The 18,216-nt window shown below is 35.4% G+C and carries 17 protein-coding genes and 1 tRNA gene; 6 read left to right on the top strand and 12 right to left on the bottom strand.

Annotation, left to right across the window (positions count from 1 at the left end):
* Positions 1-209 precede the first annotated feature (209 nt).
* Positions 210-1,121 (top strand): tyrosine-type recombinase/integrase, encoded by a 912-nt coding sequence (locus tag PLR68_02505; GenBank protein HOW60591.1) that lies wholly within the window; start codon positions 210-212, stop codon positions 1,119-1,121.
* Positions 1,122-1,127: 6 nt separating this feature from the next.
* Here PLR68_02505 and PLR68_02500 read toward each other — a convergent pair whose 3' ends face one another.
* The 12 genes from PLR68_02500 to PLR68_02445 form a co-directional block, all read right to left on the bottom strand.
* Positions 1,128-3,317: a UvrD-helicase domain-containing protein gene (locus PLR68_02500; protein HOW60590.1), complete on the bottom strand. Its 2,190-nt coding sequence runs from the start codon at positions 3,315-3,317 to the stop codon at positions 1,128-1,130.
* Positions 3,318-3,330: 13 nt separating this feature from the next.
* Complete coding sequence (gene rsmA / locus PLR68_02495; protein HOW60589.1) at positions 3,331-4,164, bottom strand: 16S rRNA (adenine(1518)-N(6)/adenine(1519)-N(6))-dimethyltransferase RsmA; 834 nt, start codon at positions 4,162-4,164, stop codon at positions 3,331-3,333.
* A gap of 46 nt (positions 4,165-4,210) precedes the next feature.
* Positions 4,211-5,167, bottom strand: coding sequence for a G5 domain-containing protein (locus PLR68_02490; GenBank protein HOW60588.1), 957 nt, complete (start codon positions 5,165-5,167; stop codon positions 4,211-4,213).
* Positions 5,164-6,690 carry a YifB family Mg chelatase-like AAA ATPase gene (locus tag PLR68_02485; protein HOW60587.1) on the bottom strand — a complete coding sequence of 509 codons (1,527 nt, stop codon included), beginning with the start codon at positions 6,688-6,690 and terminating at the stop codon, positions 5,164-5,166. Before PLR68_02485 ends, PLR68_02490 begins: the two co-directional genes overlap by 4 nt.
* 90 nt (positions 6,691-6,780) lie before the next feature.
* Entirely contained in the window at positions 6,781-7,284 is a 504-nt protein-coding gene (locus PLR68_02480) for a hypothetical protein (GenBank protein HOW60586.1), read from the bottom strand.
* A gap of 33 nt (positions 7,285-7,317) precedes the next feature.
* Positions 7,318-9,141 (bottom strand): ATP-binding protein, encoded by a 1,824-nt coding sequence (locus tag PLR68_02475; GenBank protein HOW60585.1) that lies wholly within the window; start codon positions 9,139-9,141, stop codon positions 7,318-7,320.
* Positions 9,142-9,212: 71 nt separating this feature from the next.
* Entirely contained in the window at positions 9,213-9,902 is a 690-nt protein-coding gene (locus tag PLR68_02470) for a hypothetical protein (GenBank protein HOW60584.1), read from the bottom strand.
* 10 nt (positions 9,903-9,912) lie between these two features.
* Positions 9,913-10,365, bottom strand: coding sequence for a PrgI family protein (locus tag PLR68_02465; GenBank protein ID HOW60583.1), 453 nt, complete (start codon positions 10,363-10,365; stop codon positions 9,913-9,915).
* Positions 10,366-10,403: 38 nt separating this feature from the next.
* On the bottom strand, positions 10,404-11,036 hold the full coding sequence (locus PLR68_02460; GenBank protein ID HOW60582.1) for a pilin: 633 nt from the start codon (positions 11,034-11,036) through the stop codon (positions 10,404-10,406).
* Positions 11,037-11,088: 52 nt separating this feature from the next.
* A complete protein-coding gene (locus PLR68_02455; GenBank protein HOW60581.1) occupies positions 11,089-11,532 on the bottom strand; it encodes a pilin in 444 nt (147 codons plus the stop codon).
* Positions 11,533-11,537: 5 nt separating this feature from the next.
* Positions 11,538-12,986 carry an extracellular solute-binding protein gene (locus tag PLR68_02450; GenBank protein HOW60580.1) on the bottom strand — a complete coding sequence of 483 codons (1,449 nt, stop codon included), beginning with the start codon at positions 12,984-12,986 and terminating at the stop codon, positions 11,538-11,540.
* 45 nt (positions 12,987-13,031) lie between these two features.
* Positions 13,032-13,586, bottom strand: a complete 555-nt coding sequence (locus tag PLR68_02445; GenBank protein HOW60579.1) for a class I SAM-dependent methyltransferase — start codon at positions 13,584-13,586, stop codon at positions 13,032-13,034.
* A 176-nt stretch (positions 13,587-13,762) separates the two neighbouring features.
* Here PLR68_02445 and PLR68_02440 point away from each other — a divergent pair.
* The 5 genes from PLR68_02440 (at position 13,763) to PLR68_02420 (ending at position 18,153) form a co-directional block, all read left to right on the top strand.
* A tRNA-Ser gene (locus PLR68_02440) sits at positions 13,763-13,853 on the top strand.
* A 594-nt stretch (positions 13,854-14,447) separates the two neighbouring features.
* Positions 14,448-14,951 (top strand): DUF4446 family protein, encoded by a 504-nt coding sequence (locus PLR68_02435; GenBank protein ID HOW60578.1) that lies wholly within the window; start codon positions 14,448-14,450, stop codon positions 14,949-14,951.
* A 15-nt stretch (positions 14,952-14,966) separates the two neighbouring features.
* The gene (gene infB, locus PLR68_02430) at positions 14,967-16,748 is read left to right on the top strand and encodes a translation initiation factor IF-2 (protein ID HOW60577.1); all 1,782 of its coding nucleotides are present in this window, start codon (positions 14,967-14,969) and stop codon (positions 16,746-16,748) included.
* 33 nt (positions 16,749-16,781) lie between these two features.
* A complete protein-coding gene (gene rbfA / locus PLR68_02425) occupies positions 16,782-17,111 on the top strand; it encodes a 30S ribosome-binding factor RbfA (protein HOW60576.1) in 330 nt (109 codons plus the stop codon).
* 82 nt (positions 17,112-17,193) lie between these two features.
* Positions 17,194-18,153 carry a bifunctional oligoribonuclease/PAP phosphatase NrnA gene (locus tag PLR68_02420; protein HOW60575.1) on the top strand — a complete coding sequence of 320 codons (960 nt, stop codon included), beginning with the start codon at positions 17,194-17,196 and terminating at the stop codon, positions 18,151-18,153.
* Positions 18,154-18,216: the final 63 nt, after the last annotated feature.

The raw sequence follows: 18,216 nt of genomic DNA, 5'->3' as shown, positions 1-18,216 counted from the left end.
ATTACTCATCACCCGCAACCTTAATTTTTAACTGGTTTCAAGTATATACCTAGGGATATTTTTGTCAAAGATGTTTTGTCTTAAAATTATTTTTTTTCCTTTTTTTAAGCCATTTTTTGGGGTTATATCTTTTTTATATTTCAAAAAAAGAGTACAATTAGATCGTAAAAGGCATGAAAAGCTTTTTTATGAATAATCGGAAATAATTTATGAAATTAAAAAACCTTCTGACTGAATTTCTTGAATATTTGGAGATTGAACGTAACCGTTCGCAGAAGACTATTGAGAATTATCATCATTATCTCAAGCGCTTTTTGACCTGGGCAAAAATATCCGAACCCAAGGATATCACTGCTGAGCTTATAAGGAGCTACCGTTTATATCTGAACCGGCAGAAAGATAGCCATGGCAAGGAACTGAAAAAAGTTACTCAAAATTATCATATAATAGCCATCCGCAGTTTTCTGAAATATCTTGCCAAGCGCGATATTAAAAGTTTGGCCGCTGAAAAATTGGAAGTTGGTAAAAATCCATCACATGAAATTGAGTTTCTTGATAGTGGTGAGCTTGACCGCCTTTTGCATGCCGCAGAAGGATCAGACATAAAGTCCATGCGCGATAGGGCAATCTTGGAGCTTCTTTTTTCGGCAGGACTTCGTGTTTCTGAACTTATAAATATAAACTGCGACCAATTGAACATTTCCAGACAAGAATTTAGCGTGATTGGCAAGGGCGATAAAATGAGAATAGTTTTCATTTCTGATACTGCAAAAGAGGCGTTGGAAAAATATTTGAGCAAGCGCATGGACTTGGATCCGGCTTTATTTATTCGATTATCCGAAAAAGGGGGAATTGGAAACGAAAAAACAAAGCGCTTGACCCCACGTTCAATTCAAAGAATAGTAAAATTTTATGCAGCCAAAGCAGGTATCGTGAAAAATGTACATCCGCACACGCTAAGGCATAGTTTTGCCACAGACTTACTTTCTAATGGAGCTGACATCCGAAGCGTGCAAACAATGTTGGGACATTCTTCCATAACGACAACTCAAATTTATACGCACATTACCAACAAGCAACTCAAAGAAATACACAAGCAGTTTCACGGAAAAAAGAAATAAAAAAAATTAAATTTGTTCAAGCTTTGCAAATTCTGCCGACAATCTTTTGATTCCGGCTTTTTTAAATGCCACTGTAATAATGTCGCCAACAGACGAAACAACTATGCCTTCCCCAAATTGTTCATGTTTGACTTTCTCTCCCCCTTTGAAAAAATTCGCTTTTTTTTCTGATTTCTTCTTCTTTTTTAAAAGCGATTCAAATATCTTTTTTTCTGTTTCACGGCATGAGTTATGTTTTACAAGTTTTTCAGGTATATCGTCCAAAAATCTGGAAGGAGAATTCATCTGCGTTGAACCGAACAAATTGCGTTGGCGCGTGAATAAAAGATATATTTTTTCCTTGGCTCTAGTTAAGCCTACGTACATCAAACGCCTTTCTTCTTCCATTTCTTCATAGGAAAGCATGCTTCTGGAGTGCGGCAATATTCCTTCTTCCAAACCGACTATAAAAACCGCAGGGAATTCTAGACCTTTAGCGCTATGCAGAGTCATAAGATACACTGCATCTTGATTTTGGTCAACGTTGTCTGCTTCAGATGTGAGTGCAACCTCTTCTAAAAACGCTCTTAAAATATCTCCATACTCTGCTTTATTTTCATCATACTTATGCGCCACGGTTATAAGTTCTTTTACGTTTTCCCAGCGCATTTCACCTTCAACTCCGTCATCCAACAGCATTTTTTCGTATCCACTTTCCTTAAAAACTTTTTCAATAAAATCAGCTAATGTTATTCTCGGCTGGATTTCTTTCATTCTTTTTATAAAGTCGCAGAGCTTAGCTATTGCATCAATTTTTGAATTTACTAGTTGCAGACTTTCTGGAAATTTAAATTCAGATTCTGAAAATTTTAATCCGGCTTCAATAAGATTTAAATTTTTTTTCTTAGCGATATCTACCCACTTTTTGAATGTAACTAGACCCAGATTTCTTTTTGGTTCATTGATTATCCTCTCCAATGAAATTGTGTCACTATGATTTGAAATTAATTTAAGATAAGCAATCACGTCCTTTATTTCCTTTCGCTGGTAGAACTTAATGCCTCCGATAATTCGATAGGGTATTGATTTTTTTAGAAAAGTTTCTTCAATAACGCGTGATTGTGCATTGGTACGGTATAAAACTACGTATTTGCTATAAGGCATGCCTCCTTTTTTTATTTCATCTGCGACAAACTCAGCTTCGTCGCATTCATCCTCAGCCTCAAAAGAAGTTACCAAATGCCCGGCTTCTTTTTCCGTCCAAAGTTTCTTATCCTTGCGATTTATGTTTTTGGAAATAACACCATAGGCCGCATCCAGAATAACCTGGGTTGAACGGTAATTCTGTTCCAGATGTATTACTTTGGCTTCTGGATAATCATTTTCAAAATTGAGGATATTTTTAATGTCTGCGCCTCGGAACTTATAAATACTTTGCCAATCATCTCCCACAACGCATAAATTTCTGTGCTTCCCGGCCAACATATTTATAAATAAATATTGCGCCCGATTGGTATCCTGATATTCATCCACTAAAATATATTTGAATTGTTTCTGATATTTTTCCAGCACTTTAGGAAAATTCTGAAAAATTTTTACTATAAAAACAAGAATATCATCAAAATCCAGACTGTTGTTTTCTTTAAGATGTGATTGGTAGCGTTTATAGCACTTAGCCACAATTTCTTCGTAATATCCATGGGCTTGATTTTCAAATTCTTCCCTACTTATCAGCTCATTTTTAGCCTTACTTATGGTTGATAGAATTGCTCTTGGATTGAACTGCTGTGGATCTATTTCCATTTCTTTTAGAATTTTTTTCATTAAAGCCTGCTGATCCTGGTCATCAATGATGTGAAACGATTTTTCATATCCCAAAACTTCTATTTCACTGCGCAGTATTTTGGAACAGATTGCATGAAACGTTCCAATGGTTGGCAGATTCGAATTGTTATACAAACTATATTTATAATTTTTGTCTGCCTCGGGATATAAAATTCGCATGATCCTTTCACACATTTCCCCCGCCGCCTTGTTAGTAAAAGTCACTGCCAAAATATTGCGCGGATTGACTCCGTGATTTTTAATCAGATAGGCTACCCGATGTGTCAGTGTTTTGGTTTTGCCCGACCCCGCTCCGGCAATAATCAAAAGCGGTCCATCTGTTGTCATTACCGCTTCTTTTTGTTTTTCATTTAATTCAGAGACTATGCCCATATAAAATTTATTTTTATAAAATATTCTCTATTTTCCTCCAATCTTCCACTGTCAGTTCCTGAGCGCGAGTATTTTTCGAAAAACCAAGCGCGATTAATTTTTCTTCAGAAGTTTTTTTGTCTATTTGAAATCCATTAGAAAGATTATTAGCTAAAGTTTTTCTTTTGGCTGAAAATCCCGCCCGCACAATTCTAAAAAATTTTTTAACGTCCTGCTTGTTTCTTGTTTCTCGTCTGCCTGCCGGCGAAGCAGGTTTTTTGTTTCTTATGATTCTAATTACTGCACTATCCACTTTCGGCATCGGCTCAAAAGATTCTTTCGACACAGTGAATAAATATTCCGGCTGAGCATAGTATTGCACCGACACTGCCAAAATGCTCATTTTTCCTGCCTTGGCACAGATTCTTTCCGCTACTTCTTTCTGCACCATCAGAATCATTTCACTCGGTGGAAATTTGGTTTCTAAAAATAATTTAATAATTGGAGCAGTAATGTAATATGGAATATTAGCGACAACTTTATATTTAACTTCCTTAGCTTTCAGCTTCTTCAGCTTGTTAAAAATAAGCTCTGGAAGATTTATTTTTAGTATATCATCATGGATAATTTCAATATTTTCTTTGTTACGCAACTTGTTATTTAACATTTCAACCAGTCGGTCATCCAATTCAATCGCCATGACTTTTTTGGCAACCTCAGTCAGCAGTTCCGTCAGCACTCCTTGCCCCGGCCCGATTTCAATGACAACATCATCAGCAGAAAGTTTCGCACTTTCAATAATCCGTTGCAAAATTGCCTCGTCTTTCAAAAAATTCTGTCCTAAAGATTTTTTCGCTTTGATTTCCATAACTTTATGAACCTTATGAACCTTATGAACTTTATAACTTTATAAACTAATTGAGTACTTGCTCCACTTTGACTCCAATAACTCCCGCACCTAATGAAGCTATTTTTTCAAAAGCAACTTTGTCCAAATCAATAATGCGTCCTTTACCTTGCGGGCCATAATCATTGATTTGGACAACGACCGATTTGCCATTTTCCGCATTGGTCACCTTGGCATATGCGCCGCGCGGAAGAGTCGTGCTGGCAGCAAAAAGTCCCCCTTTCCAGGCATACCAGGTACCCTGTCCTTTATTAGCCTTGCCTAATTTCATATATGTTCCTTGCGTAACAATTTCTTCAATTGGTTCTTTTGTAACATTGCTTTCCAGAATTTTGCGCGATATTTCCTTATTGTCATGATAAACTACTTTATATTTTATTTCACGCGTGCCTTTTATTCCTTTTTGGGTGACTTTTTTAACGCGCCAACCTAATTTATCATCTTCATTAGAAATTGTTTTGAAATCGATATCCTGCTTTTTTATTTCTTCTTTTATGACAACATGTGTAACAATAATTGTCATTTCTTCTTTGACCAATACTCGCCTTGATGGATTCGTAATATCATCATCGGACAAAGTTATTTCTTTATTCTCCCAAACAGCTTGCTCGATAGTATCCAAAAGAGTATGCGTTTTAGTTTTTTTATCCGCTTCTTTAATTGTTATGTTTTTTGCTCGTTTGATGATTATATGAGTACCAGAAAAAATTTCTTTATTTTTATCAGGCACAATTAAATCATTTTCTTCCAGGACTATTTTTTGCTCGTTCATAAAATCTTCTACAGTTTTGGCCGCAGACATTAATTCAAAAGTGATATTGCTATCAGTCAATTCAATTTTCTTTTTTTCAGAATTAAAGTTTATAGCAATATCATTTTTATCTTTATTGAATATAAAGAAAAAAAGGATTGCCAGTCCAGTTAAAAAAAAGATGTATTTTAGTTTTTTTGAAATTCTTATCATTCCATTTTGAATCTGTATTGAATGGCTTCGGCAATATGTGCCGGCTGAATATTTTCACTATTTGAAAGATCTGCAATAGTACGCGCGATTTTTATTATACGGTGATAAGCTCGGGCACTAAGCTTTAGAGCTGATACAGCATTTCTTAAAAGCTGTTTGCACTCTTCGTCTAAAGGACAAAATTGTCTTATTTGATCAGAAGACATTTCGCTGTTAGAAATTACCGACAAATTTTCAAATCTTTTAGCTTGTATTTTTCTGGCTGCTTCCACTCTGGCACGTATCTGCTCGCTTTTTTCTTCACTTATTCCTTCTTGAAGCTTGTCAAAACTTAAACGTGGCACTTCAATGTGCAGATCAATGCGGTCCATAATTGGTCCAGAAATTTTTTGCTTATACCGGGAAATCTGTGCTGGCGTACATGTGCATATTTTTTCCGGATCAGTAGCGTTCCCGCAAAAACAGGGATTCATAGCGGCCACCAAAATAAACCGGGCTGGAAAATATAAAGATCCTTTGGCTCTTGAGATTGTTATCATACCATCCTCAAGTGGCTGGCGCAAATTCTCTAAAACACTTTTAGGAAACTCAGCAAACTCATCCAAAAACAAAACTCCCCTGTGCGCTAAGCTTATTTCTCCAGGCTTTGGATAACTCCCCCCACCAATCAAAGAAACACTACTGGCACTATGATGTGGATTTCTGTATGGCCTTGAAGTAACTAGAGGTTGTCCTTTCCTAAGTTTTCCGGAAACTGAAAATATTTTTGTTATTTCCAATGCTTCTTCCAATGTTAACTGGGGGAGAATAGTAGGAATAGCCTTAGCCAATAAAGTCTTTCCTGATCCTGGAGGTCCGTTTAAAATAACATTGTGCCCACCAGCTGCTGCAATTTCCAGAGCACGCTTGGCATGTTGTTGACCTTTAATATGAGCCATATCTATTTCATAATCTGCTGTTGAAAATAGGACATCCCCGTCTAATGATGGGAAATAATCAATTTTTCTATTGCCAGAAAAATGATCAGCCAAAGAATAAAGAGTATCTACAGGTACAATATTTATTCCCTTAACTACACTGGCTTCAGCTGCATTTTCTAATGGAACATATAATTCATTAAACCCCTTTTCTTTTGCCAAGAGAGCTATAGGTAAAGTTCCCTGTATAGGACGTATGCGCCCGTCAAGAGAAAGTTCTCCTACAATCATCCTGCCATTAAAATCAAATTGCAATTGTTTGGTCGCAAGCAAAAATCCCATAGCGATAGGAAGATCATAAATAGGGCTGGCCTTTGGCAAGTCTGCCGGAGCTAGATTCACCGTAATGCGACCGCACTGATGTGGTGGCTTAAATCCGCTATTTTTTATAGCACTCGAAACACGATCACGCGACTCCTTGATTGCAATATCCGGGAGACCAACGATTGAAAAATTGTGCAGGCCGGATCCTAGAATATCAACTTCAACTTCTACAATTTCTCCGTCCAGACCTATAGTTGCGGCAGAATATATTTTAGAAGACATAAATAAAAAAGAAAAGATCAGCTTGACACTTTTTTGTGCTTAATTATTAGCTGATCAGCTATAAAATTAATTGTGAAGCCTATATATTATTTAGAGTTTGAATTTATTATTTTTTTCACTTGCTCTTTCTGCCAACACCATAATATATATCATTCCGACAGTAAGTGTTTCAATTGGTAAAAAATCTACTCCGGGCAATGAATCAGCTGCTCCGCCTCCTATTAATGTAAGTGCTTTTTTAGCAAAGCCTCTTGCCGACTTATTTCTTCGCCCAGAACCAGCAAGAATTAACATCATGAAAATAAATATAGAACAAAGAATTGAGGTAAGCATGGAAAGTATTATTGTTTCAGCAAAAACAAAGTCAGAGACATCTTTTCCTAAAGCACCCAGAAGCGCAGCTACAAATGGCATATCTTTGGAAAGATCTATTTCTTTCAGTAAAGGGAAAAAACCTTTAGCTATAGCCGCTTTAGAAATATTTTTTGTCATATCAACAGGATTTCCATTGCTAAAAGAGCTGGGCCTTTCTCGCCTAGCTCTATCAAGGTTATCGCTGTTGTTTTTAAAATTTCTTGCAATATCTTCAGGCATAATAAATTGTTAATTCAATAAAGATTCTATTTTTTATTCATCTTCTTCCAATTCTTTTTTGGCTTGTTCAATTTCAATCAATTGGCGCGGATCAGATGTTATGATTTGATCTTCAGGATATGAAGCAATAACTTTTATTGCAACATGCTTTGCTCCCGCAAAAAGAATTCCTTCTCCAACCCCACTTTCCAATAAGAGAAACTTTTCCTGATCAGTTAGAAAAAAGGTGTCAGAAATTGTTTCTATAGCTGCCGGAGACTGACGCAATAGCAGCTGCAATGACGAATTAGTTACTACCGGCTTTCCATAGCGCGAGGTCATAAAATCTGCTATGTCCTGAGTTATTGTTGTTAAGCCTGTATAATATTTTCTGCAACGCTTTGCAATACCAAATAAAAAAGATGCTGCATCATCATTTTGCATCATAACCCAAGCTTCATCCACAACTACAATTCTTTTTTTAAGTGAAGACCGCATTTCATTCCAGATAAACTGCAAGACTGTATACATGGCAATGGGCCTAAGCTGTTCTTCAAGATCGCGTATATTAAAGACAACCATTTGATTATCAACCTGTACATTTGTTGTATGATTAAGCACCCCAGCAAAAATACCCTCTGTGTATTTTTCCAATCTTTTTGCTATTGATTCTCCGCCTTCTGAATTTCGAATAACAGCATAAAGGTCCGACATGGTCGGAAAAGAAGATGAATTAAGAGCCTTAAAATTGCTTCGGGCAGTAATATCACGCATCGCATATGTTTCACGAATAGCTATATCCAGAATTGAATCTTCTTCGGGAGTTACATTGCCAAGCATAAGATGAAGCAGTCCTATAAGACTGGCTATGTTGCTCCTAAGAACATCTTCAGGATCTTCTTCATCGCCAATTTTAGGAAGATCGAATGGATTCAAATGATATGGAGAATTAAGTGAAAGTTTTATGAAAGTTCCCCCTACTGTTTCACACAAATATTTGTACTCATTTTCTGGATCAATGACAACAACATTGGTTCCAACCATCAGCGAACGGAATATTTCGAGTTTCACAGTATAGCTTTTCCCTCCGCCAGATTTAGAAAAAACTACCATATTGGCATTTTCCATTTGGAATCTGTCAAAAAGAATAAGGCTGTTATTGTGTCGATTAATCCCATAAAGAATACCCTCATTAGATGAAAGATCTGAAGATACAAAAGGAAATGTCGTAGAAAGTGGTGCTGTATTGAGATTATTAGCAATATCTATTTCATCATTTCCCAATGGCAAAGTAGAGGAAAAACCTTGTTCAGCTTTTAACACCGCTGGCTTGATGTAAACCATTTGCGCCTCGAGAAGTGCTTCTATTTGCAAATGTATTTTTTCAAGTTCTTCCAAATTATTTGCATATAAAGTCATGTAGAGCCCGAAGCGGAAAAATTTTTCAGTTCCTTGCTGGAGCTTATCGCGCAAATCTTCTATATCTTCAATGGCTGTTTCCAAAATTGGATTTCGGATTTTTCCCGACTGTTCTTCCATGTGAATCTGCGATTGCACTTGGGTTGATGTTTTCCTGAGGGTTTTTAATATTTCAACTGTATCAATAGGATGTATAAACATCGCAGTATCCATGGAAAAATCAATGTTTATAATCGGAGAAAACCAGTTTGTATGCAAATATCTAGGATAGGCAACAACAAAAACGGTTCTGGCAAACGTTTCGCCTATTTGCAAGTAATTTGAACTTACCTTCATTGCAGAAGGGGCGATAAGATCTTTTATAGTTGCAACACCACGCTGATATAATTCCTCACTTTCTAAAATCGGATCCCTTTTTACAGTTTGTTTTTTGTCATTTTTTTTGTTTATTCCAAGCATTTATAGTATTAAATAAGATTTGAATCTCTTTCTGAGAAGCTACTTATTTTAAATTAATTTGGATTATTTTTTTATTTGAGTTCAATCTTGTCTACATCTCTTATTATTGCATTATTATGTGTCGTAGCATTATATGAATTATACAAAAGTTCTATAAGCTCTTCAGTTTTAAGCGGAACAGCTTTTACGCCAGTACTGCTTAAACCAGAACTGACATGTTCTATTCTTTGCCAAAGCTGATTTTTGTAAGTTTCAAAAAGTTCTCTTCTCCGCATAGCAGACATCTGGGTATTTGCAGCTCCGAAAAATCTGTCAAAAACACTTGTTTTAACATTTTCAACTGGGTAGAAAGGCACCACCACATAAAAGAATTTAGACATTATACTTGAAACATCGGTAAGGCTTTTTATGAAGTTACGATATTCTTCCAGCTGTAAAATCAGCAATTCATTAGTCAGTTGTGTTTCCTTTTTTTTAAGATATTCCAAATAAGGAGCAATATTCAGTTTACGCGAACTTATCACTATTTGAATTGGAAAATCTAGTGAATTAAGAAAGTTTTGATATTGATTAATAATAGAATCTTGTTCTTCTGTAGCTTTTAAGTCAAAATTAATTGAAGAAACCAAAAGTACTGAGCGCATAGATCCATCTTTCAGTATAACTACCCCATCACGGACTTCTTCAACGTCGACATATTTTTGGGTACTTCCTCCTCCGGAAGTTCCTTTGGTTAGATTTTTTGAGTGCAATAATTCCATGGTTTTTTTGTTATTTCTTTTTAATTGGAACGTTTTTTAAAAGTTCTTCTATCCTTTCATTGCGTTCAGAACCACCGCTGTCCATGACCCTTGCTAAATCCATTATTGATTCAGTATCAAGTTTTTTTTCTGGCGGACGGGACTCTTCAGTTTTTGTTTTTTGCTTGCTGGGAATATTTTTCTGAGGAGTTCTTTGCCAGAAATATATTTTTGGACGGAAAAAATATAGTATCCCAAAAATGACAAAATTACCCAGTGGCTGACCATATGGCTTGTAAAAAGCAAAGGCTAAAAATGCAATGGACAGTGGTATGCCTATAATAAAAAACAAAACCTTAGGCAACATATTCCACATTACCAAAAGAGTAATGCCTAGCCCTATAACCCACCCCAGCTGCTTAGCTGTGAGCGGACCTGCAATTTTATCTTCGACATCTATATATTGTGGAACATTTATAAGCATTTTATTTTTCTTTTTTATTTTTTAAGGGCGTAATTTGATTATAAAAAAAGATTAGCAATTTGTCTTACTATTATCATGGAACTCATAATGACTATGATTCCGATTACGGAATACTTGAATGTTTTCTTGCCCTGCTCTACTCTTTCTTCATCTCCAGCAGAAGTCAAATACATGATACCTCCAATGACCAGCATTATCATGGCTAGTATTCCCGCTATACCTAAAAGAAAACTAAGAACATTTAGTGCAATATCGGAAAAATTAAGTGCATCAGTAAGAGTTCCACAATCTGTAGCTCCTTCAGGACAATTCCAACCGACAGCATTCGCGATTTCTTTTAATATCGATGGGGCTGCAATTCCAATTGTGAGACCTACTATTGCCATAGTAATAGCTTTTTTCCCTTTTTCCACAGTTTCCGGACTTCCCGCTGAAACAAGGACCATTATCGCACCCACCACAATAAAAACCAAAGCCAATGAGACTATTATTTTTTGAACGGCTGACAGTAAATTAGATACAAGTCCTTCTAGAGTAGTAATATCTCCTAGAGGGTTAGTAAAGTTCACTACCGCATCTTCTGCAAATACGTTAACGGGGTTTAAAAAAATCATTGCCAAAAAAACAAAAACGGCCATTAAAAATAGTTTATTTTTTTTAAATTTTATCATTTTTTTAAAAAAATTATTAATAAAATCTAACGATAAATTACTTTTTGGTTTACTATCGAACACCTGCTGCTGTACAGTCAAATGTCCCCCAGGTTACTCCTGAACGTATTCCCATTCCTTCCTGTACTCCTAAATAACTTATCACTGTACCGATTATAATAAAGGCTGAAAAAACAATAACAAATCCGATGATTCCGTTTTTGATTGCTTTTTTTGCCGTTTCAACAGCTCCAGGTTCACCGGCAGAAACAACATACAAAATCCCTCCTATGGATATGGCCAGCAGCGCAACACCGATTGAAATTTTCATTAGATACTGGATAATAGTATTGAATCCTGCAACCATATCACACAAAGTGCACATGTCATCTGAGGTTGCTCCGCAAGTAATAATAGCTGCATGTGCAACAGGTGAAAACAAAAGAAAAAGTGCAAAAACAAAAGTTATGCAAATAAATAATATTTTACCCATAGTTTTTGTTTTATTTCTGATCATAAAAATTAATTGATTGGCATTTGATTTATTCTATTCTTCGCTATGGATAAACTTTCATCCAGAGCCTTGCCGCTGTTAACTGAATTTATCATCTCCAAAAAAACCGATTCTACAGCATTTGCGTCTTTTTTGTACCAATTTTTTGCTATAAGGTTTCCGGTTGCAAAAGTTCCAAGCAACGCATCTGCTTTTTGTGATTCAATTATATCACGACGCGCGGCAGGTTTTTTAGTTCTCTCCAGATAATTATTTGCTGGATCAAAATTTACTGCGAAGTCTTTGCTGTTTTTTGTGTTTGCATTATAGAGCGTAACTTTACCTGAATTTTTTAGAGTCAAAAATTTCAAGAATTGCCATGCTTCATGAGCGCGCACATCATTAGAAACAACTGCTGTTTTTTGCGCACTATTTCTAGATGTATTGGTAGGTATTTTATTCAAAGAAACTGCATATCCCCAGTAATTTGCTATTGTAATGGGCTTGTTTGGATCTACCTGCGGAACAGGAGCTATCGAGTAGTTCAATTTGGAATTTTTATTCTTGATTCCGTCATTCTGCCATGAGTAGTTAAGCATCATGGCTGTTGATCCAGAAGCGAATGCTTCTATCGAATTATCCTGCTGTGAATTCCATGTATAAAAAGGATTTGTTGTACCGTCAGGATTATTTATTCTTGCAAATTGTGTATACATTTCTAGTGATTTTTCTCCTGCTTTTATAACTTTTCCATCAGGCCCAACTATTCCTTCATCAAAATTTATTGCATCACCATTTTTCATGGGCATTTTGACCCCATTCTGTAATAGCAACATACTGAAAATATCTGAAAATCTGTTTACATTCTTAGCGGTTCCAATTGCCGCTCCCGATCTGACTATGTTTCCGCTATTGTCTATTGATACAAGAATACGAACATCTTCTTTAAATTCATCCCAAGTTCTAGGCGGATAAGAAATACCTGCTGCATTAAACATATCCTTATTATAATACATCTGCAGAGAATCTATGCTTAGCGGAACTGCATATACTTTCTTGTTACTTACAAAATCCGAGGAAACGACATCGGGAAAATTGTTTTGCACATCAATTTCACTAACAAGATGCGCTGGCGCAGGGTATGTTTTATTCTCAAAATACGGAAACCATGAGTTGTTTATCATGAATATATCGGGGCCTTGCCCGCTGGCAAGTGCATCAATAAGTTCGTCTCTATAGGTATCTTGGCTAAATTTTTTATATTTTATTTCACCGGCATATGGATTTATTTTTTTATATTGGTCTACAATATCACTATATACCAATGAATCATCGAGTGGTCCCCATATTTCAAGTGGAACTAGATATCCGGCTGACGAAGAACTCCCGCAGCCGGAAAAAAATGGTATCATAGCAAAAGAAAGAAAAGCCATTACTATTTTCATTTTATTTTTTTTGTATTTTTTTATTATTTCCATATTTGTAATTCATTAAATTTTCTTATATAAATACCCGGAAATAAATTATTTTTTTATTGCAACAAATGCATAATGAAAATCTCCCGCATTAATGTTTTTGCCTATTAAAAATCCATGATCTGAAAACATTTTTTTCAAATCATTTTCAGCAATCCTTAATTCAGATTCAGGACCAACAGTTGAGTCATTCTGGTTCCATTCAACCACCATTATTTGACCATTATTTTTAAGAACTCTGTATGCTTCTTTTATAATTATATCCTTTTTTTGATTTTGAAATAACATATCTTTCAAAATAACCCAATCTAGAGAATTAGCTTCCATTTTCGATCCGTTTTCTTTTTCCAGGTTAACGCGACTGGTTATAATATTGTTAATTCCGTAATTTTTCGCCTTAGCCGCAACAGCCTCCAATGCTTGAGGCAGAACATCCAACGCATAAACTTTTCCATCTTCTCCTATTATTTTTGCAAAGGGTATTGAAAAATATCCAGGACCACATCCAAAGTCAGCTACTATACTGCCCCGTTTTATTTCTAACTGTTTTACAATCGCACCAGGATCAAGAAATTTTCCTAACTCATTTTTATTATATTCCATATTTTTTATATCTTTTTTTATATATATAGTTTACAACAAAAACAAAAAATGACAAAATGTATACGCTAACTGGCATAGTTTCTGGATTAGCTCAATGAGCTGCATTTGAAATGTGGCGAGAAAGCTATTTCCCCAGAAGCATACTCCGCAATAAATTTCAAAAAGCGAATAAATTAGGAAGAGTGGCCGAGTTGGCTGAAGGCACGGCTCTCGAAAAGCCGCGGAGCAGAAATGCTCTCGTGAGTTCGAATCTCACCTCTTCCGCCAATTTTCATAGTCTAGCATAGAACGAGAATCCTCTATTACATAAGATATTTGCAGATACTTATAGAAATAGGCTTTTAGTGCCTGCTTTTATAAAAAATTTTGACAGTATTTCTTGAAAAATATAAAATAGAATAAAGAAATTGTTATTAAAAAATTTTTCGAAAGGAGGAAATGCAATATTCAAAATTATTACGATAGACATCATCCCCATTTCCGGGGGAGAATGCGGAACAAAATTAATGTGCGGTATACAATGGTAATAATTCGCACAAACAAGAACTGCTGGAAAATGATTTGTTATTACTGAGTAGGAGGTACTATTATGAAAAATTTTTTAATTTTTAGTTCCTTCTTATTGTTACAGAATTGGCATGAAAGGGGGTGATCTCCAAATCTAAGATAAGATTTTTTCTCTTTGAAAATATTCTTATCTAGAGTGCATTATACATGCATTCCCAAGGGCTAAATCCCCTTGGCTGTAACGATACGCAGAAAAATTTAGAGGGATAATCACAAAGGTTATCCCTCTCATTTTTTCTTTACATCCAGCAAAACAGATGCTAAAATAAGCCATGTATCTTATATGAAGCTTTTATGATACTAACGCCACAAATTTTAACTATTATTTCTGTTTCCGGAGCTTTTTTGGCTTTATTAAGCTTAATATTTGTTATTATAGCACTTATCAAAATTAGAAAAACGAATAAAAATCTCGAAATATTTTTTTCAGGAAAACAGGCAAAAGACCTTGAGTCTATTTTATTATCTCAAACAAAAGAAATTTCCACACTAGACAAAGAAATTCAGGAGTTGTTTGAAATTTCAAATAAATTATACGCCTTGGGACAAAAAAGCATACATAAAATTGGAATTATACGCTTTAACCCATTCAAGGATATCGGCGGGGACCAGAGTTTCGCTTTAGCCCTGTTAGACGGAAAAAATTCAGGCATCGTAATTTCTTCTCTGCATACTAGGGAAGGCACACGTATCTATTCAAAACCCATAATAAAAGGTGATTCAGAAAAGTATAAACTAACTGAAGAAGAAAAGCAGGCTATAAAAACAGCTACAGCATTAAAACCTATAAAAATGTAAGTCTAATATTCAACAATGGAACAATCAGAGAAAAAAATAATAAAGATTCCAGCAAGTATTACTGTTAAAAAGTTCAGTGAGCTTTTAGACTTGCCTGTTTCTCAAATAATTACAGAACTTTTAAAAAATAAAATTCTAGCTACTATAAATGAAGAGATTGATTTCGATACCGCAACTATTATTGCTCAGGATCTAGGATTTGAAACTGAAGTTGACCTAGAAATTTCTGACAACAAAGCAATAGATGTTGAAAAGCTTGTAGATATATGCAAAAAAGAAAAGGAGTCAGGAAAAAATCTCAGACCACGCCCTCCAATCGTAACTATTTTAGGACACGTAGATCATGGGAAGACAACCCTACTTGATACCATTCGTAAAGCCAGTGTTGCAGCCAGGGAAGCGGGTGGTATTACTCAGCATATAAGTGCTTACCAGGTCAAAAAAAAGGGCAAAATAATAACTTTTGTGGATACTCCCGGCCATGAAGCATTTTCTGGAATGAGAGAAAGAGGAGTAAGCATCGCGGATATAGCAGTTTTAGTTGTCGCTGCAGATGATGGAGTAAGACCGCAAACAAAGGAAGTCATTGAATACTTAAAGGACAAGAAAATACCTACGGTTGTGGCTATAAATAAAATAGATAAGCCAGAGGCAAATCCACAACGCGTAAAACAGGAATTAGCTGAAAATGGAATTCTCATTGAACAATGGGGCGGGGATATCATCAGCGTAAATGTAAGTGCAAAAGAAAACATAGGGATTGATGAATTGCTTGATTCGATTTTACTTGTAGCTGAAGTTGAAGATTTCAAATCGGATGATAAACGCAATGGATTGGCTATTGTGCTAGAATCTAACCTTGACCCCCAGAAAGGACCTGTAGCCACTGTTCTTATCAAGACAGGAACATTAAAAGTTGGTCAAGATGTAACAGCTGGAACGACTTATGGACGCATAAGAAAAATGGAAGATTTCACAGGAAAAAGTCTTGCAAGTGCTTCTCCATCAACACCAGTAACAATAATGGGTCTTAATAGCAATCCCAACACCAACGATGTCCTTCAGGTTGTTGATGGAAAATCTCTTGCGCGCATCAAATCAAAAGAATTTTCAGAAGGAATAATTGGACAGAAAGAAAAGAATGTTTTGCAAAAAATGACACGCATTATAGAAAGTGATGAAAAACAAAAATTAAACCTGATCATTAAATCAGACGTTCAGGGCTCCCTCGAAGCAATTGAACAAATTCTCTCAACTATAAAAGTCGAGGAAATAAAAATAAATCTTATTGAAACAGGAGTTGGAAATATAACCGAATCAGACATAAAAATGGGAGCTCCGTCTAAGGCTTTTGTGCTTGGTTTCAATGTTGAAACAACTCCCGTTGCTAAACGCTTGGCTGAAATGAATGACATGAAAATAAAAACATTTAAAATAATCTATGAGCTGGTAGAAGAGGTTAAAAGGATGATTATTGAAATGCTACCGCCAGAAATAGTCCGCACAGACATTGGTACAGTCAGCATATTAGCTGTTTTTAAAACAGGAAAACATGACATGATTGTCGGAGGAAGAGTTAATGATGGAAAAATAATCAAGGGAGCTTTGATCGAAGTGAAAAGGGAAGGTGAAATTATAGGCAAGGGAAAGCTTGAAGGTTTACAACAAAATAAAAATGTTACTAATGAGGTAGGCAAAGGCAATGAATGTGGAATAGTTTTTCAGGGGAATATCAAGATAAAAGAAGGGGACACATTGATAGCCTATGCTGAGGAAGAAAAAACTAGAACAATTTAGTTGGATATTTTGCAATATAATTTATATTGGTATATGTCAGAAAGAATTCAAAAGGTAAACAAACTTATAAAGCGCCACTTGGGAGAAATATTCTTAAAAGAATTAAGCCTGAAGCCAGGGCTTTTTTTGACTATTTCAAAAGTTGACACAACTCCCGATCTTCGATATACTCAAGTGTTCGTAAGCGTTTTTCCCTATAAAGAAGGGGGATATGCAATGAAAACCCTATCGAAAGAAATTTATTTCATCCAGGGTTTACTAAATAAAAAATTAGCTATGCGTCCTCTTCCTAAAATAACCTTTCACTTGGATTCGACTGAAGAAAAAGCTGATGAAATCGAAAAAATACTGATGAATTTATAGAATAAAAAAACAAAAAGTATCTTTATAACTTCTTAAATCTTCCGGATTTAAGATTTTTATTTCTTGGATCTACATAATTACCATGAAAAACCTAGACACAGAATTTAAAACCCTTTCCTATATAATAAAGAATTCTAAAAAAATTCTTCTTTTCGCGCATACTAATCCTGACGGAGATACTTCGGGTTCTGTTTTGGCCATGAAAGAATATATCACCTCTTTAAACAAGACCGCAGATATTGCCTGTTTCGATCCTATCCCTTCCTTCCTAGAAATGCTGACCGAACAAAAATTTGAATTCCCTGAACATCTAGATTTTAAATCTTATGATATTATTATTGGCTGCGACAGTGTTGAACGTGGTTTTCAATCAGTTCTTTCATCAATTAATGAAAACACAGTCACAGTTATAATAGACCACCATCCAGATATCAATCTAACTGCAGATGTTGTGATTATAGATTCAAAAAGCTCTTCCGTCTGCGAAATAATTTATGAATATTTTATTTCCCAAAATATCATTATTTCAAAAAATATTGCCACCTTTCTTATGGTAGGGATCCTATCAGATACGGGTAACTTTCAACATTCAAATACAACTAGTCGAGTCATGGAAATTTCCGCTGATTTATTAAAAAAAGGAGCTTCCGTACCGAAAATCATTAAAGCTACTTTTGCCAACAAAAAATTATCCACTTTAAAATTATGGGGACGTGCTTTTGAAAAAGCAAAAATAAATCCGGCCAATGGGCTTATAACTACTGTTTTGACAAAAGAAGATATTGAATCATGCAATGCCACAACTGAAGACATTGGGCAAGTAGCTTCTATTTTAAATACTGTTCCAGGAACAAAATTATCTCTGGTTCTTTCAGAACGAGAAGATGGGATTATAAAAGGCAGCCTCAGAAGTGAGGAATATAAAGGTATTAATGTTTCTGAAATCGCTCATCTTTTTGGCGGTGGCGGACATAAGCTGGCTTCGGGTTTCGAAATTAAAGGAAAAATTGTAGAAACTGAGAATGGCTGGGAAATAGTTTAGCATTGTATCTTGTATTTAGTATGTGGTATTTTGTATATATACAAGACACTAAAAAATAGCTAC

The sequence above is a fragment of the Candidatus Moraniibacteriota bacterium genome, assembly GCA_035390125.1.
Taxonomy (GTDB): Bacteria; Patescibacteriota; Minisyncoccia; order Moranbacterales; family GWC2-37-73; genus DAOOTD01.
This window is presented reverse-complemented; position numbering and strand designations above follow the sequence as displayed.